This window comes from Thermolongibacillus altinsuensis, from assembly GCF_004341205.1.
In the GTDB taxonomy this organism is placed as follows: domain Bacteria; phylum Bacillota; class Bacilli; order Bacillales; family Anoxybacillaceae; genus Thermolongibacillus; species Thermolongibacillus altinsuensis.
Window position 1 is genome coordinate 15,567 of sequence record NZ_SLUL01000008.1, and the last position, 19,188, is coordinate 34,754.

Here is a 19,188-nt window from a genome sequence, read left to right on the forward strand (position 1 = left end):
CTAAATTAAGAATTCATTACATCGTATGTTTCTAAAAACTTTGTATTAAAATTTCCTTCGACAAATTTCTCGTGCTCCAACAATTTGAGATGAAACGGAATCGTCGTATGAATGCCTTCAATCACAAATTCACTCAGCGCCCGCTTCATTCGCGCAATAGCTTCTTCGCGCGTCGGAGCATGCACAATTAATTTCGCAATCATCGAATCGTAATACGGCGGAATGGAATACCCCGGATAAACAGCGGAGTCGACGCGAACACCAAATCCGCCTGGAGGTAAATACATATTAATTTTTCCAGGAGACGGCATAAAATTTTTCTCCGGATTTTCGGCATTAATTCGGCACTCAATCGCCCAACCGTTAAACGTAACGTCCTCTTGTGTCAACGACAATTTTTCACCTGAGGCAATGCGAATTTGTTCTTTAATCAAATCAACGCCCGTAACCATTTCAGTAACAGGATGCTCTACTTGAATGCGCGTATTCATTTCCATAAAATAAAATTGTCGCGCGTTATAGTCGTAAATGAATTCAACGGTACCTGCACCTGTATAATCGACCGCTTTCGCTGCCTTGACAGCGGCTTCACCAATTTTTTTCCGCATTTCTTCATCTAATGCTGGGGAAGGCGTTTCTTCCAACAACTTCTGCAAACGGCGCTGAATGGTGCAATCGCGCTCGCCAAGATGAATGACATTGCCGTAGGAGTCCGCTAAAATTTGAATTTCAACATGGCGGAAATCTTCAATGTATTTTTCAATATAAACGCCCGGATTTCCAAAAGCCGTGGCCGCTTCTTGCTGCGTAATGTTAATCCCTTTGATGAGCTCTTGTTCGTTGCGTGCCACGCGAATTCCTTTTCCGCCTCCTCCGGCCGTCGCCTTAATAATAACAGGATATCCTATTTCGTTCGCTAGCGCAATGGCCTCGTCGATGCTTTCAATAATTCCTTGCGATCCGGGAACGATCGGCACGCCTGCTTCGCGCATCGTTTCGCGCGCGATGTCTTTCGTTCCCATTTTCGTAATCGCTTCTGGACTCGGACCGACAAACGTGATATTGCACTCGCGACAAAGCTCGGCAAAATCCGCATTTTCTGCTAAAAATCCGTAGCCAGGATGAATGGCATCGCATTGTGTCAACGTAGCGACACTCATAATATTCGTGAAATTTAAGTAGCTATCTTTCGAAGCGGTCGGTCCGATACAGTACGCTTCATCAGCCAACTGTACATGAAGCGCATCACGGTCAGCTTCTGAAAAAACCGCAACCGTCTCAATCCCAAGTTCCTTACAAGCGCGAATAATCCGAACCGCAATCTCCCCTCGGTTGGCAATTAACAATTTTTTTATCATCGCGTTCTCTCCTTTATTCTGTTTTTACAAGGAATAAAGGTTGTCCATATTCAACAAGCTGACCGTTTTTCACCAGCACTTCGACAATTTCGCCTTCGACTTCCGCTTCAATTTCATTAAATAGCTTCATCGCCTCCACGATACAAACAACCGTATCTTTCTTCACTTTATCTCCTACTTTTACATACGGCTCCGCATCTGGAGACGGTGCAGCATAAAATGTTCCCACCATCGGCGAAGTAATTTTATGTAGATTGTCAGCCTGAACAGGAGTCGGTTCTTGTTTTGGTTCTTCCTTCTTCTCAACAACGGCTGCTTGCGGTTCCGCTTGAACAACAGGAGTTGTTTGTTGCGGTGCTGCTTCTTTCGCGATCGTTTGTGGAGCCGCAGGCTCAATCGCAACATGTGCCCCTGCTTTTTTCATTTTGATTTTGGAACCATCATGTTCGTACACAAACTCGACAATATTTGATTCATTTACTAACCGAATTAGTTCGCGAATTTCTTGAATTTTCAACATTACTTACACCCCTCGCCCCATCTTTGTAGAAAAATATAACACAATACCATGATACGACACACCTTTTCCATTATTCAATAAAATCATAAGAAAATGTTAGAAAATTTATATCTGGTAATAGAAACAATTAATATTATATAGTATTAAAAATGTTGTTTTCAAGTAATGAAAAAAGCTGAACTCATCAATCGTTCAGCTTTTTTCGTTTCCCGCTTATTTTTCGAGGCGAAATTGAACAGCCACATCTTGAATGTCACCAATTTCGCTTTGTACAAGTTTAATAATTTCGTTTGCCGCTTTTTTCGAATGCTCTTTCGCTTTGACCGTAACATGCACTTGTTTTCCGTCAACGCGAACAAGCGCATCGTCATATCCTTTCGCTTTAATCAACGTCTCTAACACAGCCTCTTTTTCCGCCGTGTTGGCTAGTTGTTGAATTTTATCGATCGCTTTGCTTTTCTCTTCCGCGGATACATTATTGGAAGTGACGATCGCATTTAACTCTTGGCGAAGCTTACTCCGTTCATCCTCAATTTCAAGACGAAGAGCTGTAAACAAATCGTCGCTTGAAATGCTGGAGATGACTGTTCCGTCTTCCCCTTCTTCGACCGTTACTTCAGCCTGATCCGTCGCCTCTTTTTGTTCGGAAACGTTTGTTTCGGTTGCGCTTTCTTTTTGATTCGTTTCTTCTTTCTGTTCAATAAACGCAACATCTTCTTTCGGTTGTGGGCTTGTTACATAATAGACCGATAAAACAGCAACTAAACTAAACATCGTTAATAACCAAACGGTTTGTTTTTTTAACATCGTTTCTCCCCCTATGCTTATTTTTTTGGCAATACAGCGACACGATGACTCGGCACATCAAGCGTACGGGTCACCGCTTCGACAATCCATTTTTTAATTTGTATCTTCTCTGCTCCTTTGGCGACCACAAGAACTCCTCGAATTTCCGGTTTTTTTGTTTGCAACACAATCGGTGTTTCTTCATCACCTTTACGAACAATCACAACTTTTTCATCTGTGGAGGAATCTTCAATATTGCGCTTTCCGCCTTCTTTGTCTTCCTCTGTCGTTTTTTGCTTTTCAATCGTTTGATTTTTTTCAAGTATCTTTGTTTCAGTTGCATCGACATTGACAACCACTTTCACTTCGCCGACCCCCACAATCGCTTCAAGCGCCTCTTTCAATTGCGCTTCATAACGTTCTTCGTAGTCGGCAATCTTTTTCATCTTCGTTTCTTCATCCGTTTGTCTAAAAACAGGTTGTGCCGTTTCATCTGTTGTTTCGCTGTTTTCCGAAGATGGCGAATGAAAAATGTTTCCAAAAATCATAAATGCCACACCAACCAATAAGACAAGCGCAATCAATCCGTTTTTTTCAAGCCAACTTTTTAACATCCCCCTTCCTACTCCCTCCTTTCGAGCTGAACGGCGATTTTTTTCTCGTCTACTTCCCACTTGGATGCTAAAAATGTGGCAAGATCTGTTGTTTCTTCATTGATTTGATCGCTCGAAATATGAACATCAATCGGTTTAATCGTTGAGATGGCTCGTTCGTCTTGTTCGTTCGTCAAAACGACGTTAATTTTCTCAATATCTTGCGGAATTTGAATCTCGTTTTTTTTTGCTATGACGAATGAAAGATCAGCAATCGTTAAACCATATGTGCGCATCAACTCCTCAGCCACAACCGTTTTCATCTGGACAGCCATTTGTTCTAAAATATATGCATGTTGTGAGGCTTGTATTTCTGTTTTCTTTTTTTCTATTTCATTTTCTATCGACTCGTTTTGGACCATTTCTGTTTTTTGGAAAGAAGCAATCATCTTTTCAACATCTCCGGTGAACAGGCGAAAAATCGGAGAAAAAATGACAACTATTAACAATAAACCTACAACCATTTTGACGTATTTTTGGAATGAACCGTTTGGAAGGATGAGCTCAATGACGACTGCAAGCAAAATGAACGTAATAATATGGGAGATCCACTCCGTTAAAAATCCCAATTTCTTTCCTCCTTCAACGAACCATCATCGTTAAATTCCCAGCGGCGATGATGACCGTCATGCTCAAAAAAAACATGAGCGAAACAATGGCCAATGCAACAAATACATAGATGATGCTTTTGCTCATGACACTTAAACATGAAATGACCAATCCACCGCCTAGCGGCTGCAATACCGCGGCAACCAACTGATAAATAAGGGCAATCGCCAAAATCTTGAGGGCTGGAAATGCGGCAATCAGCAATAAAAGCGCCACGCCAAATAAACCGACCGTATTTTTTAACAATAAAGAAGCGGTAATGACCGTATCTGTTGCATCGGTAAACATGCGGCCGACGACAGGAATAAAATTTCCTGTCACAAATTTTGCCGTTCGGATGGCAATGCCATCGGCAACCGCCGCGGAAGCTCCCTTTACAGAAAGAACGCCAAGAAAAATGGTAAGCATGATTCCAAGCGAACCGATGCTTATGTTTCGGAGCAACTGCGCCAACTTAGTTGCTTTATAATGTTCGCTTAAAAAGCTAACAATGCTTAAAAGCGTCGCTAAAAACAAAAGAGGTAAAGAAAAACGTTCGATGACCGTCCCTGTCGTATTCATAAGAAAAAGAACGATCGGATGAAAAAAAGCCGCCGACACAACTCCTCCTGACGACGCCATTAAAGCCAATAGCAATGGCAATAACGCCATCATCAACCCCGTCATCGTTTGAATCGCTTCTTTTGCATAGATCATCGCTAAATGAAAGCTGTTGAGCGCAATGATCATGAGCACCATATATACAACCGCGTACGCAATTTTGCTGACGGCTTGCTGCTCAAATGCATTTTGCAACGACTGCAAAAACATGCTAAACATCGTAAGCAATGCAAGAGTGGCTAACAATTTTCCGTTTGTCACAAGCTCGTATAGTAAAAATTTCAATAGGGAGCTGATCCACTCTTTCAGCGATAATTCTTTTTCGCCATTGACAAATTGCCAAAATGATCCCTTTTGGCTTTCCGGCAGAAAACCGCCGTATTTCTCGACAACCTCATCCCAATATTGTTTAATCGATTCAACTCCTGCCTGCTCTGCTTGTTGTTTCATCATCTCTTGCGGCACTAGAGAAGCTTGTACAACGTTTGGCAAGAAAAAAAGAAAAAAGATGAAAACGAATCGAGCGCTCCTCATCCGATCACCCCTTCATCGGAAGCAAACCGAGAATCGTTTCAATTAACGCGGTCAAAATTGGAATCGCCATCGCTAAAATTAAAATTTTTCCGCCCAGTTCAATTTTGGAAGCGATCGCGCCTTGTCCCGCATCTTTTGATATTTGCGCTCCAAATTCGGCGATATAAGCGATGCCAATAATTTTTAAAATCGTTTCTAAATAGATCGTCTGCACATGTGCTTGAACAGCCATTTTTTGCAACATGTTCATAATGGCGCTAATCTTGTCAATCAAAAATAAAAAGATCGTCGTCCCGACAAAAACAGTCAGCAAAAGAGAAATATTTGATTTATGTTCTTTTAAAATGATGGTTAAAAAAGTTGCGATTAAACCGAGCCCGACAATTTGTAAAATATCAATCGCTGATCACTCCTAACTTTGAAACAAAAAAACAGCTTTAATTTTTTTAAACAAATCGTGCACAACGGAAGCCACCATAAACAAAATGTAAATAAAGCCTAGAAGCGTCACCCATTGAGCATATTCCTTTTTCCCCATTTGATCGAGAACGGTATGCAAAAAAGCTACGACAATGCCAACCCCAGCAATGCGAAAAATTAAATCAACATCTACCCCCATCAAAGTTCCCCCTCACCTACATCAATAAAAGAATGATGAGAAGCCCCGTCAAAAAGCCCAAACTTTTCACCATTTTTTCATAACGCCGCTGATTTTCAAGCGCTTCGCTTTCTTCCCGTTCTAAGTGCGCGAGAGTAAGCCGAATTTGCTTTTGTTGCGTTTGTTGATCGTATTGTCCAAGCGTTTCGCCAAATTGCTTCATGATCTCAAACTCTCCCGTTTTCAGGGCCGTCATTTTCCATATTTCCGTTAAGCTCTCTTCCCATGCTTGCTTTGCGCTGATCGTTCCCGTTTGCAATTTTTTCGCAAACGTTTCAAACAGCCATGAAAGCGGGCAAGAAAGCTGGCGAGACAAATGAAGAGAAGCATCGGACAACGGTGTATGCCCATACATAATTTCCGCTTCTAACGACTGCAACGCGATTTTTAATTGACGCAGCTGCCGCGGTCGCTGACTTAAAAAACGAGCCGCTTCAAAACCTGACCACGTTGTCGCTAATAAAATAAAGAGCGCTCCGATCCATTTCATTTACATCACGCTCGCTTTGGCGTACAAATTTTTACCTTGTCCATCGCGAACAGCGCGAATCGTTCCGGGCCGCCCAATATTGGTTAACTCCACAAATCGTTGAAAAACAGCTTGTTCGATAATCGGACGCAAAGATGGACGGCTGATGACATCTTCAAAACTTCTTCCGTGAGCCGTCATCAATAAACCGACTCCAGCATGAACCGCTTCCAAAATCGCTTCGCAATCCGCCTCATTGCCAATTTCATCAACGATGAGCACATCGGGGCTCATCGAGCGGATCATCATCATCATTCCTTCCGCTTTCGGACAAGCATCAAGCACATCGACGCGATGTCCTAAATCAAATTGCGGAATCCCTTTTACACATCCCGCAATTTCTGAACGTTCATCCACAATGCCGACCTTTTGTGAAGGAATGTTTTTTTCTTCCACCCCGATGCTAATCGTTCGCGCAAGATCGCGAAGCAACGTCGTTTTTCCCGTCTGCGGAGGACCGATGATGATCGCATTCAGCCAATGTCCGCGATAAAGATATGGAAGAAGCGGCCGAGCGATTCCGATTTTTTGTCGAGCGATCCGAATATTAAAAGAAGTCACATGCCGAATCGCTTTCACATGCCCACGCTCGGTGATCACTTTCCCTGCCAATCCAACGCGATGTCCTCCTTGAATGGTGATATACCCTCTTTTTAGTTCTTCTTCGATCGTGTAAAGCGAGTATTGACTCAATTTATTTAATAATTCAATCCCTTCTTCCAGGGTGACAACATAGGAAAAAACATGCGAGATGCCGCTTGCAATGACTTCTAAAGGCCGCCCAATGCGAATGCGAATTTCTTCAACATGTTGCTGCAAAGAAGACGGCAACGATTGGACAGCCTTCGCAATCGATTCAGGCAACATCGAAAAGATGGCTTGCATTTTTCACTCCCTCCGTTTCATTTCACCGCGTAAATTCCGATTAAAATGCAGCCGACACCAACGCCGATCCAAACAAGTTTAAACAGCGACAATTGTTGAGCCATTGAAATTAAGCCGAGCATCATAATCGCTAAAAAAATCGTCGGGCCAATCATCGCCAAAACAGCGTTTACGGCAATTGCCTTTTTAACATCATTGAACCAAAGCATCGCCAATGCGGCGCACAGTTCAATCCCCGAGGATAAAATGCGCAAAGTTGCCATTGTCAAAACGGTTGAATCAACTTTCATCGTTTCCTCCTTGTATAAGACAGTGCTAGTACAACCTATGCAACAAGACAAAAATTCAGAAGCGAAAATTTTTATAAGAAAAACTGCCGCTAAAGAAATATCCGACTAGAGTTGAAGTTTTCGACGCGAAGAAATGCTCGTCATTTCAATGGAAAAAGCAGAACATAGGAGGGTTAGAAAAAAGCGGAACACTTCAAGAGAACAGTGCATAATGTTTGATGCTTTCTTATCTTTCCAAAAAAAAATCGAGCAAACTGATCGCGAAATGCGATGGATTTGCTCGATGTTCTTGATCATTAAGCACGAGAAACGTATGTGCCGTCTGTTGTGTTGATAATTAACGTATCGCCTTCGTTCACGAAGAACGGAACTTGAACGACTAGACCCGTTTCTAACTTCGCTGGTTTTGAACCGCCAGAAGCTGTGTCTCCCTTAATGCCTGGCTCTGTTTCAATTACTTTTAATTCGACTGTATTCGGAAGCTCTACTCCGATTGTTTCACCTTGGTACATCATAATTAAAACTTCCATGTTTTCTTTCAGAAACTTGAGTTCATGCTCAATTTGTGCTGAAGAAAGCTCGATTTGCTCATAAGATTCCATATCCATGAAAACATGCTGATCGCCGTTTGCATACAAGTATTGCATTTTACGATGTTCAATTTGCGCTTTGTTTACTTTTTCACCAGCTCGGAATGTTTTTTCTTGAATGGCGCCTGTGCGAAGGTTGCGAAGCTTAGAACGAACAAACGCCGCTCCTTTTCCTGGTTTCACATGTTGGAATTCGATGACGCGCCAAACATCGCCATCTACTTCAATTGTCAATCCTGTGCGAAAATCGTTTACTGAAATCATATTCCTTATTTTCCTCCTACTGCATAGTTTATAAAATAATTAATTCTTTCGGTGAATGTGTGAGCCGCTCATTACCATCCTTTGTAATGACGATGTCGTCTTCAATGCGAACACCGCCAAGTCCTGCTATGTAAATGCCTGGTTCGACCGTTACAACCATTCCTGGCTGTAAAACCATCTCGGATTTCATGGAGAGCGCCGGCCCTTCATGAACTTCCATTCCGAGCCCATGACCAGTCGAATGACCGAAATACTCGCCATATCCGCAAGCAGAAATGTAGTCGCGCGTTAACGCATCGGCTTCGCGGCCCGTCATTCCAGCACGAATTCCTTCAACCCCGCGCAATTGTGCTTGCAAGACAACATCGTAAATTCGTTTCAACTCATCGCTTACTTCGCCAACGGCGATCGTCCGCGTAATGTCTGAGCAATATCCTTTATAATAAGCACCAAAATCAAGCGTAACGAACTCGCCTTTTTCAATTACTTTATCCGTTGCTACTCCATGCGGTAACGCTGAACGAACGCCAGAAGCGACAATGATATCAAACGACGATGACGTCGCTCCTTGCTTGCGCATAAAAAATTCAAGCTCGTTGGCTACATCAATTTCGCGTATACCTGGGCGAATGAAATCAAGAATATGGCGAAACGCGGCATCGGCAATCTCGGCTGCTTCCTTTAATATCTTAATCTCTGCTTCCGACTTAATCAAGCGTAACTTTTCAACCACACCGGAAACGGGAACAAGCTGAGCTGAAACCGCCTTTTCATATGCTCGAAACGTTGCATACGACACATGTTCTTGTTCAACACCTAATTTTTGGATGCCCATTTTCGCGGCTTGCTTCGCTACTTCTTCAATAAGCGCGTTTGCATGTTGAACAATTTCATAGCCTTCGACTTGCTTTGTCGCTTGTTCCACATAGCGGAAATCCGTAATAAATACCGCATGTTTAAGTCCGATTAAAGCAACTCCAGCCGTCCCTGTAAACCCCGTCATATAGCGACGGTTATATTCATTCGTAATCAGCATTCCATCGATTCCCAGCTCGGAAAATTGCGCACGCAGTTTCTCTAATTTTTCCACTATTCCTCTCTCCCTTCGATCATTTCAAGCAACGCAAGAATGGCTAAACGATAACCCATCACACCTAATCCGACGATTTGACCAACGGTAACAGGAGCAATGACCGATTGATGGCGAAACGGCTCACGTGCATGAATATTCGAAATATGGACTTCAATGACAGGGGTGCGAACGCTCGCAATGGCATCGCGTAGTGCATAACTATAGTGAGTGAAGGCGCCAGGGTTAAAAATAATTCCTTTATAATGCGCCTCAGCGCGATGAATTTGATCGATGAGCGCTCCCTCATAATTGCTTTGATAACAAGTTAATTCGACACCATGTTCGCTCGCAAATTCGCTTAATTGTTTTTCCAAATCGGCTAACGTTTCGCTGCCATAAATATGCGGCTCCCGTTTACCAAGGCGATTCAAATTTGGACCGTTTAAAAGGAGGAAACGAATCATTCCCCCACACCCCTTTTATGAAAAAGTGTATAGGGTTATTTTATCATAAAACCGGTCTTTATTCAGCCTGTTTTTGCCGCCTCATTTCAGTAACTTCAAATGAAATGGAATAACCGATAAATACGCCATATAAAATGTAGAAACATATCGTTGTAATAATGGTATTGCGCTCTAACTCTTTTACCGCTTTTAATTGCGGAAAAATCGGATTGAGGGCATAAAAAACAACCAGCCATAATATGACGCCAAAAATAATCCCTGGCCATATGCCTTGACGTTTTTTTAACAATGCATAGTAAAGAAGCGCAACAAGAATGGACAATAGCCCAATCACCAAAAAGGAAATAATATTGCCGATTGCCCCATCTTTCCACTCACCAATCGCCCAAGGCTGCAAAACTAAACTCGGACTCAATTCTGTAAAATGAAAAAAATAGGCACAATACGCAAGCATACTCCAAAAAATTCCGCCCACTACTCCGATGATCAACACTTTTGCGATGACTGGCATCGGTTGTTCTTTTTGGTTTTGTTCCAGCTGTTGGTTTTGCTCAATTCGCACATCTTGTTTTTGCGTCTCTTGTTGTGCCATACAATTCACCTCCATTTTTATCATGTCCAAAATTTCGCATCTCATGTCTAACCATGCTGATCTCTGGAAAAGATAGTAACGAATGAAATAAAAAACATCGACCTAGAGGTTTCAGCGTTTTTTTTGTAGAATATAAGAAAAGGAAAAAAGTAGGTTGGTGTATTCAATGGAAAAACGAAATATATATGGCGGGCAAGCTGTCATCGAAGGAGTTATGTTTGCAGGACAAAAACATTATGTCACGGCCATTCGGCGCAAAGATCATTCGATTGAATATTTTAGCGTACCGCGCAAAACAAACGAAACGCTCTCTCTTTTAAAAAAGATTCCTTTCGTTCGCGGAATCGTTGCCATTTTAGAAGCGAGCGCAAACGGTTCAAAACATTTGCAGTTTTCAAGCGAACGATATGATGTCGATCCGAGCGAAGACGAAGCAGTTGCGCAAGAACAACCGTCCAAGCTGACGATGGTGCTCGGGGTAGCAACCGTCGGGATCTTATCGTTTCTGTTCGGAAAGTTTATTTTCACGCTTGTACCCGTATTTTTAGCTGAGCTGGCAAGACCTCTCTTTCCTTCTGATTTTGCCCAGGTGCTCGTGGAAGGATTTTTTAAGCTATTGTTATTGCTTGCTTACATTTACTTCATCTCGCTAACTCCGCTAGTGAAACGACTGTTTCAATATCATGGCGCGGAGCATAAAGTAATTAACGCATTTGAAAACGGATTGCCGTTAACAGTTGAAAACGTTCAACGTCAATCGCGACTACATTATCGTTGCGGGAGCAGCTTCATATTATTTACGGTCATCATCGGTGTATTTGTATATATGCTGGTTCCGACCGAACCGCTTTGGTTGCGTATCGTCAACCGATTAGCGTTAATTCCGATCGTACTAGGCATTTCGTTTGAAGTATTGCAATGGACAAATAAATTGCGCAATGTTCCCGTTTTACGTTTTCTCGGCTATCCCGGTCTATGGCTGCAGCTATTAACGACAAAAGAACCAACGAATGATCAAGTTGAAGTCGCCATTGCCTCATTTCAACGCTTGCTTGAATTAGAGACCGAAGCGAACGAGCAGCAAGAGGAAGTGGTATAACGTTAAGGAGGTGGACCCATTGCGTCGGCGTGCTTTCCCCGTCATCCCGATGATCATTGTTGCGTTAGGCATATTCGGATTTTTCTATCGCTTTTGGAATAGCCCGATTAGCGTAATCAAACAGTTTATGTGGATCGCCTTGTTGATATCCGTCTTTTACCTAATCTACAAAGTGCTCCAAAAGCAGCGCACAAATAAAGAAGTGACTTCCTATATGAAAGCGGTCAAACAATCGAAAAAGCTCCACCATCATAAAACAAAGCCGACGAAAAAAACAACTCGCCCGACTGCGCTCAAAAAGAAACATTCAACTCATTTGACCGTCATCGAAGGAAAAAAAGGAAAAAAGAAGAATCGAGCCTTTTTCTAGCTCGATTCTTTTTTAATATGTCCACCGAGAAGTCTCTCACCTCTAAACAAAGAGTAGGTGGGAGAGGTTCAATATGTCCATGTTTTTAAAAATTGTTCCGTTTTTTCTCGACCGTATGCAATCATTTTCTTTTTTTCCGCTTCTTTCAATGAAAATTCAGTTGATAATACGTTTTTAATGGGAATAAACACAATATTTTTGGCATGCCGCTTGGAAATATAGCGCGCATCATGTGCTTCTTTCATCGTTTGAAACAGCGCCTCGTACAATTCAATCGCATTGGAAATGTTTTTTTTCGGCTTTTGTTCTTGCTTTGCGCTTAGCTTCACCCCGAGAACCGGGCGCTTTTTCACTCCCTCATCATCGAATAAAAAAATCGGAAAATTGCTGAGCACCCCACCGTCGACAACGACCTGCTTTCCTTCTTTTGTTTTTAACATAACGGGCTCAAAAAAATAAGGAATGCTTACGCTCATTCGGACGGCCTTCGCCACCGAAAAACGCAGCGGATCAATGCCGTATTTCGGGAGATCATCCGGCAAAATGAGAATCGTCCCATTCGTTAAATCGGAGGCAACAATGCGCAGGCGTTCGTGCGGCAAATCCGCAAACGTTCGAATCCCTTTTTGATTCAAACGATCCGCAATCCATTTTTCAAGCGTTTCTCCTTTGTACAACCCCATTCGCCAATATAGTAAAATCCATTTCATCCATGAATAAGGAAGAATGTTTTTTCGCCCGTCAAGCAAATCGGTTAAATCGGTTTCGTCCATTATTTCGATCATTTCCTTGCTCGTAAATCCTGCGGCAATAAAGGCGGCAATGAGCGCGCCCGCACTCGTACCTGCCAGCCGCTTAAAGCGAAACCCTCTCGCCTCCAACGCCTCATAGGCGCCAATCAGCGCAAATCCTTTCACGCCACCGCCAGAAAACACGCCATCGATATCCACGCTCCTCCCCCCTCGTAATATAATATGTATTAGGTAAGAGGAGCGATTAAGATAAAAATAAAAAAGAACAAGCGTTACGCCTGTTCTTGTTCGTTTTGTTTTTGGATTTTTCGAAGCGCTTCGATGCGTGAACGATCTTCTTCGAAATATTGCACTAAATCGCCGATGCGGTCGATGGCATTCCAACTCAAATGATGTTCAATCCCTTCGACATCGCGATAAATATTTTCTTCATCGACACCGATTAAACGCATGAATTGCTCAAGCAATTCATGGCGATAAACGAGCCGTTTTCCAATTTTCTTTCCTTTTGGTGTCAATACAAGCCCGCGATATTTTTCATATACTAAATACTCGTCTTTATCCAATTTTTGAACCATTTTCGTCACAGAGGAGGGATGAACAGACAACGCCTCGGCAATATCCGAAACTCGGGCATACCCTTTTTCTTCAATGAGAATGTAAATTTGTTCAATATAATCTTCCATGCTTGGTGTTGGCATATAGTTCCCTCCCATACGTACAAAACATCGCAATCATTATGATTATAACATGTTTACCAAGCATGACAACCATTTACGTAAAATATTCAATCATTGCTTCAGGAAAAAATTGCTCAATATAATGGCGCAGCGTCATTTCTAATTGTGTTGCCTCTTCATCACGGTACACATATTTTCCGATTCCGTATCTTCCCCATTTATATTTTCGCTTCGTTTCATCTAAATCCAATTTTGTTTTCGGATATCGCTTTTGGATGACAGCCTTAGCCGGTTTAGTGAAACGATGTTGAATCAGTTCAAACGTCAAATTGGATAAATCGACTCCTTCAAGCTGTTTAGACAGCCGTTCAAACAATTCAAAATATCCTTCTTCCCAGCCATCGTGCATATAAATCGGGGCGATAATAAAGCCGAGCGGATAGCCGGCATGCGCGACTTTTCGCGCCGCTTCCAAGCGCGCATCGAACGAAGATGTCCCAGGTTCAAAATGTTGAATCACATAGCGAGAATTGACGCTAAAACGAAAGCGCGTCTTTCCGTTATGTTTCGCATCAAGCAAATGGTCCACATGCTCATACTTGGTCACGAAGCGAAGCCGTCCGTACTCCGTCTCTCCAATAAATTCAATCGCTTTTTTTAATGAATGCGTTAAATGATCAATCCCAACAACATCGGACGTACATGCCGCCTCAAAGCGAGTCGTTTCAGGTGCACGTTCGTTTATATATTTTTCGGCTTGGGCAAAAATATCATCTAAATTGACGTACACGCGAATGTATGGCTTGCTTCCCAAGGTTGTTTGCAAATAGCAGTAATGGCAATGCCCCATACAGCCTGTCGCAAGCGGGATGGCATATTCCGCTGACGGTTTTGATGGATCAAACTTGAGCGTTCGTCTTACTCCGACAACAAGCGTTGCTTTTGCATTCCGATATTGTTGCAGTTCATTCTCTCCCGGAATGCCGCGCACTTGGTTATGTGACGTTGTTTGGCGAATTTCAATGTTCATTTTTTCAAATTTTTCTTGCAGTTCCCGGCCAAGCGGATAACGGAGCGCTTCAGGTTCGAAATAGACAAGCTGCGGAATAAACGGCTTCATCGTACCCACCTCATTTTCATTCATCGCTACGTTTAGTATGAATAAAAGCGAAAAAAGGAATGAAAACAATTGTTTCCATTTCTATTTCACCCATTTATGTCTTATGATAGAATTTAAAAAAAGAGGAGGTGAAAAAATGAGCCAAGAGTTAAAAGAGCTGTTGCGCTCCGTATTAAAAGAAGAGTTGCAACCGATTCATGAGCGACTTGGAAGGCTTGAAGAAGGTCAACTTCGTTTAGAAGAGAGACAACAACGACTAGAAGAAAGACAGCAGCGACTAGAAGAAAGACAGCAGCGACTAGAGGAAAACCAACTTCGTTTAGAAGAAAAACTGGACAACTTTATGATTGAAACGAGAAGCCACTTTAAGAAGATGGAAGATGAGTTAGAACAGCATCGCCATATGTTTGAACTCGTTTCAAACAAGTGGAAAAACATTGAAATCGATATTGATTATTTGAGCGCTAAAACGGGAAAGCATGATACAGAAATCAATAAGCTGAAGAAAAAACTTGAGTTTGTTCAACTCTGAGAGTCAGGCGTTGTTGTAACGGAATCCCCTAACTTTCCGCAACAAAAAATCTCCTTTCGATCCCATCCATCACGATATCCGTTGCATAAGCGTCTTTCTTCATCCTCTTTTTCCAAACAAAAAGGAATGGAGCCATCTCCATTCCTTTTTCGTTTTTATAATCCGCATTTCAACTGCGCACCGCAGCTTGTGCATGTGTTGCATCCGCCGATTTCTTCAACGGTTCCCTCGCGGCAAACCGGACAAATGTTGCCGACTTCTGAACCGATCGTCACATCCGTAGCACGCAAGTCTTGAATCGTATCAACGAGAACGACCGGGCGTTTTTCGTTTGTTTCTTCAGGAAGAAGCTCAAGCTGCTCTTCTACGGTGTTTTCTTCCGCTTTTAGCGTCAATACTTGCGCATCCCGGCTTCCATCGACATAAACCGTTCCGCCTTTTGCGCCGCCTTTCCATAGACGCTCGTACACTTTTTGGACTTGCTCAACCGTATAACCTTTCGGAGCGTTAACGGTTTTCGAAAGGCTTGAGTCTACCCAACGTTGAATGATGCATTGCACATCCGCATGCGCTTCCGGCGATAAATCCATCGCTGTAACAAACCAAGGCGGCAAGTTGTTTGGATCCGCTTCTGGATGTTTGTCCAAATATTCTTGGACAATGTCCGCCTTCACTTCAATAAATTTGCCGAGTCGACCGCTTCGGTAGTAAGAGAAGGAGAAGTATGGTTCAAGTCCTGTAGACACGCCGACCATTGTCCCAGTGGAACCTGTCGGAGCCACGGTCAGCAAGTGTGAGTTGCGAATGCCATATTTTAAAATATCTTGGCGAATATCTTCAGGCATTCTTTTCATATAGCCTGTGTTAATGAACGCTTCACGTAATTTTCGTGTTTCTTCTTCCGTTTGGCCGATGAGGAATGGGAAGCTGCCTTTTTCCTTCGCCAGTTCAATCGATGCGCGATAGGCAGTGGTCGCAATCGTTTTAAACAATTCGTCGACAAGTTTATTTCCTTCTTCCGAACCGTACACTTTTTCGCAATAAATCAACAAGTCCGCCAATCCCATGACGCCTAAGCCGATTCGGCGTTCGCCAAGCGCTTGTTTTCTATTTTCTTCAAGGAAATAAGGTGTCGCATCAATCACATTATCTTGCATTCTTACACCAATTTCGACTGTCCGCTTTAATTTTTCATAGTCGACAACTTTCTTTTCTTTGTCAACCATATTCGCTAAGTTGATCGCTGCCAAGTTGCATACAGAATATGGTGGAAGTGGTTGTTCACCGCACGGATTGGTTGCGACAACCTTTTGTCCGTACGCTCGTGCGTTCGTCATTTCGTTGGCGTTGTCGATAAAGAAGATCCCCGGTTCAGCCGAATACGTTGCGCAAATGTTGATAAGTTTCCAAAGCTCCCTTGCGCGGATTTTGCGGTAAACGCGAACGCGATAACCCATCTTTTCCCATTCGCGCACATCGCCAACTTCATGCCATTTTTCGTTGTAAATGCGCATTTCTTCTTCTGAATACGTTTCTACATCCGGGAAGCGCAGTTCATATTCTTTATCCTCTTCGACCGCCTGCATAAACTCTTTCGTCAAGCAAACGGAAATGTTCGCGCCTGTTAAAAAGTCCGGATTGTGCACGCTGTATGTGCCGCCTGTGCGCAATTTTTCTTCGGCTTCTTTAATAATTTTCTCGGTGAAGCCGCCGTAGCCCGGCACGTTTTTATAATTTACAATCGCTTGGTACATCTCTCGTTCTTGTTCGGTTAGCGGCGTAAATTTCAGCTTATCTTGAGCAGCTTTTTTAATCGCTTCATCTTCCATGTTTTCAATCAAATAACGTAAAATACGCGGATTTTGCATTTTTGAAATGATAAACTCAATAATGTCCGGATGCCAGTCCGCCAGCATGATCATTTGAGCGCCACGCTATTTGTTACTCACTCGTCATTCGAGTGGGCTAGGTCATTTCTGCCTAGCTCTCATGCTTTCGCATGAGATCGGACTATATCATCAAAGAGTGAAACACTCTTTGTCTCGCGCTCTATAACGACGTTACCGTTCGTTATAGTCTACTCCTTCCTTAGCCATAAGCCTTAGGAAGTTTCGATAGTCTCTGAACCTTCATCTCCGTTTCCAGAGATGCTTGGCTGCTGGTCGCCCATTGTTGCATCCAACTTGTTTTTAAACCGTCACGCTTGCCGTCACCGGCTACGTTGTGGTCAAGTTGGCTTTAGGGGGTTCCAGCAATTCGCGAGATTTTACTCCCGCCGATGGCGCTACGTTAACGGGAGCCACCTTGTTCAACAAGATGGGTTAATTTAGCAATGTCATCAAGCCATGAGACGGACCCGGACGATTTGCCGTTCACTCCGCGCGCTAACGTGTTGCGTGGACGCAGCGTTGAACCGTTTGTGCCGACGCCGCCGCCGCGGCTCATAATTTCCATGACTTGTTTCCGATGCTCAGAAATTCCTTCGCGCGAATCTTTTACAAACGGCATCACATAGCAGTTAAAATACGTCACTTCCGTACCTGAACCGGCACCGTATAAAACGCGTCCCGCTGGAACGAAATTCAAACTGACCAGTTCTTGATAAAACTTTTCAAACCATTCTTTTCGCTTTTCTTCTGTTTTTTCAACTGCCGCTAATCCGGTTGCGTTTCGCTTCGCAATTTGTTCATAAAAAATTTCCAATGGTTTTTCAATGACGTCAAGCGAGCGGACAACAAGGCCTGTTTCCGCCTCTTCACCTTCAAGCACATTTCGGTACTCTTCTTCAACAAGCACCTTTGCTTTTTTTTGCTCCCAATCAAGCTCGACAATAAATCCTAGACCGCGAGCTGGAAACTTCGGATCTTCCTTCACCGTTAAGACAACAAAATCACCGACGCTTAACGTTAATTTTTCCGTATCTTTAAACGCATAGCGGTCAAGCATCACTAAACGAGAAACGCCTTTAAATGTGATATGCATATCCGCTGTAATCGGGTGTACTTGCGGAAAAAGGCGAATATCCTCGTTTAATTTTTCAATGTTTACTTTCATTTTTTCAGAAAACGCAACCGTCATTCTTCAACCTCTCCTCTTAACCTTAAAATATTACTCCATTAAATTACCATATTACGACAACAAAAAGCAACAAAAAATCAATATATAGTATGATTTTTTTAAAAAACCATACTATATATTGATATTTAGGTCAACTAGTAACGAATTTGTCAAATTTAAAAAAGGACAGAAACAGACGAAAATGGAAGAGAAATGAAACAAATGGTCCGATTTCACCTTCAAATGGAGAAATTTCGGGTTTGCCATTTATCGTTTAAAGTTCCATTCATCGGTTTCATATTTTTCTTTTGCCAACCGATGGACGTAATCCAGTTCTTCTTTCGTTAACTCATAAGGTTCAAGCACAATATTTAATCCTTTTTCAAATCCTTTAAAAAACGCTTCTTTCGCTTCTTCAATCGTAATCTTTCTCTCCGTTAATTCGTTAATCGCGACCGCTTTTTGCTTAAAGTTTTGGCGCAATCGCTCTTTCACGCGCTCGCTCGGATATTTAAACAAGCTAAATAATAGCTCCTCATCTAAATCAAGCAAAATCGAACCATGCTGCAAAATGACGCCTTTTTGCCGCGTCTGCGCGCTTCCGGCTACTTTTCTTCCCTCGACGACAAGCTCATACCAAGACGGCGCATCAAAACAAACAGCTGAACGCGGATTTTTTAAATCCGCTTTTTCTTCTTCCGTCTTCGGAACGGCAAAATAGGCATCTAACCCTAACAGACGAAATCCTTCCAAAATTCCTTGAGAAATGACGCGATACGCTTCCGTTACGGTTTGCGGCATGTCTGGATGAGATTCGGACACGATGACACTATACGTCAATTCTTGATCGTGCAGCACCCCACGCCCTCCTGTCGGTCTGCGCACAAAGCCTAAGCCGTGCTTTTTCACCGCATCCATATCAATTTCTTTTTCTACTTTTTGGAAATAACCGATTGAGAGCGTTGGCGGATTCCAGCCGTAAAACCGAATCGTCGGCGGAATTTTTCCTTCGCTATGCCATTCCAGTAATGCTTCATCTAACGCCATATTAAACGCTGGTGAACATTTACCTGAGTCAATAAAACGCCACACTTCTTTTCCCATCTTCTCAACCCTTCTTTACATCAATCATTTACTTTTATAGTTTAGCAAACAAACCAAGTCAATGGAAAAT

Annotated in this window: 22 protein-coding genes and 2 pseudogenes; 3 read left to right on the forward strand and 21 right to left on the reverse strand. The window is 42.7% G+C overall.

Translation table 11 applies throughout. The annotated features are described in order from the left end of the window. Positions 1-5: 5 nt before the first annotated feature. The 15 genes from accC to EDD69_RS08720 all read right to left on the reverse strand — a co-directional run bounded on the left by accC (position 6) and on the right by EDD69_RS08720 (position 10,404). Complete coding sequence (accC, locus tag EDD69_RS08650; protein WP_132948565.1) at positions 6-1,358, reverse strand: acetyl-CoA carboxylase biotin carboxylase subunit; 1,353 nt, start codon at positions 1,356-1,358, stop codon at positions 6-8. Positions 1,359-1,371: 13 nt separating this feature from the next. Continuing rightward, positions 1,372-1,878: an acetyl-CoA carboxylase biotin carboxyl carrier protein gene (gene accB, locus EDD69_RS08655; protein WP_132948566.1), complete on the reverse strand. Its 507-nt coding sequence runs from the start codon at positions 1,876-1,878 to the stop codon at positions 1,372-1,374. Positions 1,879-2,091: 213 nt separating this feature from the next. Next, positions 2,092-2,685 (reverse strand): SpoIIIAH-like family protein, encoded by a 594-nt coding sequence (locus tag EDD69_RS08660; RefSeq protein WP_132948567.1) that lies wholly within the window; start codon positions 2,683-2,685, stop codon positions 2,092-2,094. A gap of 17 nt (positions 2,686-2,702) precedes the next feature. Further along, entirely contained in the window at positions 2,703-3,278 is a 576-nt protein-coding gene (gene spoIIIAG, locus EDD69_RS08665) for a stage III sporulation protein AG (RefSeq protein WP_132948568.1), read from the reverse strand. 8 nt (positions 3,279-3,286) lie between these two features. Next, complete coding sequence (gene spoIIIAF / locus EDD69_RS08670) at positions 3,287-3,886, reverse strand: stage III sporulation protein AF (RefSeq protein WP_132948569.1); 600 nt, start codon at positions 3,884-3,886, stop codon at positions 3,287-3,289. A 13-nt stretch (positions 3,887-3,899) separates the two neighbouring features. Then, on the reverse strand, positions 3,900-5,060 hold the full coding sequence (spoIIIAE, locus tag EDD69_RS08675; RefSeq protein WP_132948570.1) for a stage III sporulation protein AE: 1,161 nt from the start codon (positions 5,058-5,060) through the stop codon (positions 3,900-3,902). 4 nt (positions 5,061-5,064) lie between these two features. Continuing rightward, positions 5,065-5,454: a stage III sporulation protein AD gene (gene spoIIIAD, locus EDD69_RS08680; protein ID WP_132948571.1), complete on the reverse strand. Its 390-nt coding sequence runs from the start codon at positions 5,452-5,454 to the stop codon at positions 5,065-5,067. Positions 5,455-5,472: 18 nt separating this feature from the next. Continuing rightward, positions 5,473-5,679: a stage III sporulation protein AC gene (spoIIIAC, locus tag EDD69_RS08685; RefSeq protein ID WP_132948572.1), complete on the reverse strand. Its 207-nt coding sequence runs from the start codon at positions 5,677-5,679 to the stop codon at positions 5,473-5,475. A 16-nt stretch (positions 5,680-5,695) separates the two neighbouring features. Continuing rightward, on the reverse strand, positions 5,696-6,208 hold the full coding sequence (gene spoIIIAB / locus EDD69_RS08690) for a stage III sporulation protein SpoIIIAB (protein ID WP_132948573.1): 513 nt from the start codon (positions 6,206-6,208) through the stop codon (positions 5,696-5,698). Beyond that, a complete protein-coding gene (spoIIIAA, locus tag EDD69_RS08695; protein ID WP_132948574.1) occupies positions 6,209-7,132 on the reverse strand; it encodes a stage III sporulation protein AA in 924 nt (307 codons plus the stop codon). 17 nt (positions 7,133-7,149) lie between these two features. Then, complete coding sequence (locus EDD69_RS08700; RefSeq protein ID WP_132948575.1) at positions 7,150-7,422, reverse strand: YqhV family protein; 273 nt, start codon at positions 7,420-7,422, stop codon at positions 7,150-7,152. Between the two features lie 296 nt (positions 7,423-7,718). Then, positions 7,719-8,276, reverse strand: a complete 558-nt coding sequence (gene efp / locus EDD69_RS08705) for an elongation factor P (RefSeq protein ID WP_132948576.1) — start codon at positions 8,274-8,276, stop codon at positions 7,719-7,721. 28 nt (positions 8,277-8,304) lie between these two features. Continuing rightward, complete coding sequence (locus EDD69_RS08710; RefSeq protein WP_132948577.1) at positions 8,305-9,366, reverse strand: M24 family metallopeptidase; 1,062 nt, start codon at positions 9,364-9,366, stop codon at positions 8,305-8,307. Beyond that, entirely contained in the window at positions 9,366-9,812 is a 447-nt protein-coding gene (aroQ, locus tag EDD69_RS08715; protein WP_132948578.1) for a type II 3-dehydroquinate dehydratase, read from the reverse strand. Before aroQ ends, EDD69_RS08710 begins: the two co-directional genes overlap by 1 nt. A gap of 58 nt (positions 9,813-9,870) precedes the next feature. After that, positions 9,871-10,404, reverse strand: a complete 534-nt coding sequence (locus tag EDD69_RS08720) for a YqhR family membrane protein (RefSeq protein WP_243643081.1) — start codon at positions 10,402-10,404, stop codon at positions 9,871-9,873. Between the two features lie 166 nt (positions 10,405-10,570). Here EDD69_RS08720 and EDD69_RS08725 point away from each other — a divergent pair, with 166 nt between their 5' ends. Next, a complete protein-coding gene (locus EDD69_RS08725) occupies positions 10,571-11,503 on the forward strand; it encodes a DUF1385 domain-containing protein (protein ID WP_132948580.1) in 933 nt (310 codons plus the stop codon). A gap of 10 nt (positions 11,504-11,513) precedes the next feature. Then, entirely contained in the window at positions 11,514-11,873 is a 360-nt protein-coding gene (locus tag EDD69_RS08730; RefSeq protein WP_243643082.1) for an SA1362 family protein, read from the forward strand. A 68-nt stretch (positions 11,874-11,941) separates the two neighbouring features. Here the strand turns inward: EDD69_RS08730 and EDD69_RS08735 are convergent, their stop codons facing one another. The 3 genes from EDD69_RS08735 to splB form a co-directional block, all read right to left on the reverse strand. Further along, positions 11,942-12,823 carry a patatin-like phospholipase family protein gene (locus tag EDD69_RS08735; RefSeq protein WP_132948582.1) on the reverse strand — a complete coding sequence of 294 codons (882 nt, stop codon included), beginning with the start codon at positions 12,821-12,823 and terminating at the stop codon, positions 11,942-11,944. A gap of 74 nt (positions 12,824-12,897) precedes the next feature. Next, the gene (mntR, locus tag EDD69_RS08740) at positions 12,898-13,326 is read right to left on the reverse strand and encodes a transcriptional regulator MntR (protein ID WP_132948583.1); all 429 of its coding nucleotides are present in this window, start codon (positions 13,324-13,326) and stop codon (positions 12,898-12,900) included. A 73-nt stretch (positions 13,327-13,399) separates the two neighbouring features. Next, positions 13,400-14,425 (reverse strand): spore photoproduct lyase, encoded by a 1,026-nt coding sequence (gene splB / locus EDD69_RS08745; protein WP_132948584.1) that lies wholly within the window; start codon positions 14,423-14,425, stop codon positions 13,400-13,402. 136 nt (positions 14,426-14,561) lie between these two features. Here splB and EDD69_RS08750 point away from each other — a divergent pair, with 136 nt between their 5' ends. Further along, the gene (locus EDD69_RS08750) at positions 14,562-14,957 is read left to right on the forward strand and encodes a hypothetical protein (RefSeq protein WP_132948585.1); all 396 of its coding nucleotides are present in this window, start codon (positions 14,562-14,564) and stop codon (positions 14,955-14,957) included. 155 nt (positions 14,958-15,112) lie between these two features. Here the strand turns inward: EDD69_RS08750 and EDD69_RS08755 are convergent. The 3 genes and pseudogenes from EDD69_RS08755 to EDD69_RS08765 form a co-directional block, all read right to left on the reverse strand. Further along, a pseudogene (locus tag EDD69_RS08755) lies at positions 15,113-16,891 on the reverse strand (vitamin B12-dependent ribonucleotide reductase); the annotation flags it as partial. Positions 16,892-17,249: 358 nt separating this feature from the next. Then, positions 17,250-18,035: pseudogene (locus EDD69_RS08760) on the reverse strand (ribonucleotide reductase N-terminal alpha domain-containing protein); the annotation flags it as partial. A 246-nt stretch (positions 18,036-18,281) separates the two neighbouring features. Next, on the reverse strand, positions 18,282-19,118 hold the full coding sequence (locus EDD69_RS08765) for a lipoate--protein ligase family protein (protein WP_132948588.1): 837 nt from the start codon (positions 19,116-19,118) through the stop codon (positions 18,282-18,284). Between the last annotated feature and the right edge of the window lie 70 nt (positions 19,119-19,188).

Excerpts from the sequence above, each read along its gene's own strand:
- accC (WP_132948565.1), bottom strand. The coding sequence starts at position 1,358 with ATGATAAAAAAATTGTTAATTGCCAACCGAGGGGAGATTGCGGTTCGG.
- accB (WP_132948566.1), bottom strand. The coding sequence starts at position 1,878 with ATGTTGAAAATTCAAGAAATTCGCGAACTAATTCGGTTAGTAAATGAA.
- EDD69_RS08660 (WP_132948567.1), bottom strand. The coding sequence starts at position 2,685 with ATGTTAAAAAAACAAACCGTTTGGTTATTAACGATGTTTAGTTTAGTT.
- spoIIIAG (WP_132948568.1), bottom strand. The coding sequence starts at position 3,278 with ATGTTAAAAAGTTGGCTTGAAAAAAACGGATTGATTGCGCTTGTCTTA.
- spoIIIAE (WP_132948570.1), bottom strand. The coding sequence starts at position 5,060 with ATGAGGAGCGCTCGATTCGTTTTCATCTTTTTTCTTTTTTTCTTGCCA.
- spoIIIAC (WP_132948572.1), bottom strand. The coding sequence starts at position 5,679 with ATGGGGGTAGATGTTGATTTAATTTTTCGCATTGCTGGGGTTGGCATT.
- spoIIIAB (WP_132948573.1), bottom strand. The coding sequence starts at position 6,208 with ATGAAATGGATCGGAGCGCTCTTTATTTTATTAGCGACAACGTGGTCA.
- spoIIIAA (WP_132948574.1), bottom strand. The coding sequence starts at position 7,132 with ATGCAAGCCATCTTTTCGATGTTGCCTGAATCGATTGCGAAGGCTGTC.
- EDD69_RS08700 (WP_132948575.1), bottom strand. The coding sequence starts at position 7,422 with ATGAAAGTTGATTCAACCGTTTTGACAATGGCAACTTTGCGCATTTTA.
- efp (WP_132948576.1), bottom strand. The coding sequence starts at position 8,276 with ATGATTTCAGTAAACGATTTTCGCACAGGATTGACAATTGAAGTAGAT.
- aroQ (WP_132948578.1), bottom strand. The coding sequence starts at position 9,812 with ATGATTCGTTTCCTCCTTTTAAACGGTCCAAATTTGAATCGCCTTGGT.
- EDD69_RS08720 (WP_243643081.1), bottom strand. The coding sequence starts at position 10,404 with ATGGCACAACAAGAGACGCAAAAACAAGATGTGCGAATTGAGCAAAAC.
- EDD69_RS08725 (WP_132948580.1), top strand. The coding sequence starts at position 10,571 with ATGGAAAAACGAAATATATATGGCGGGCAAGCTGTCATCGAAGGAGTT.
- mntR (WP_132948583.1), bottom strand. The coding sequence starts at position 13,326 with ATGCCAACACCAAGCATGGAAGATTATATTGAACAAATTTACATTCTC.
- splB (WP_132948584.1), bottom strand. The coding sequence starts at position 14,425 with ATGAAGCCGTTTATTCCGCAGCTTGTCTATTTCGAACCTGAAGCGCTC.
- EDD69_RS08750 (WP_132948585.1), top strand. The coding sequence starts at position 14,562 with ATGAGCCAAGAGTTAAAAGAGCTGTTGCGCTCCGTATTAAAAGAAGAG.
- EDD69_RS08765 (WP_132948588.1), bottom strand. The coding sequence starts at position 19,118 with ATGGGAAAAGAAGTGTGGCGTTTTATTGACTCAGGTAAATGTTCACCA.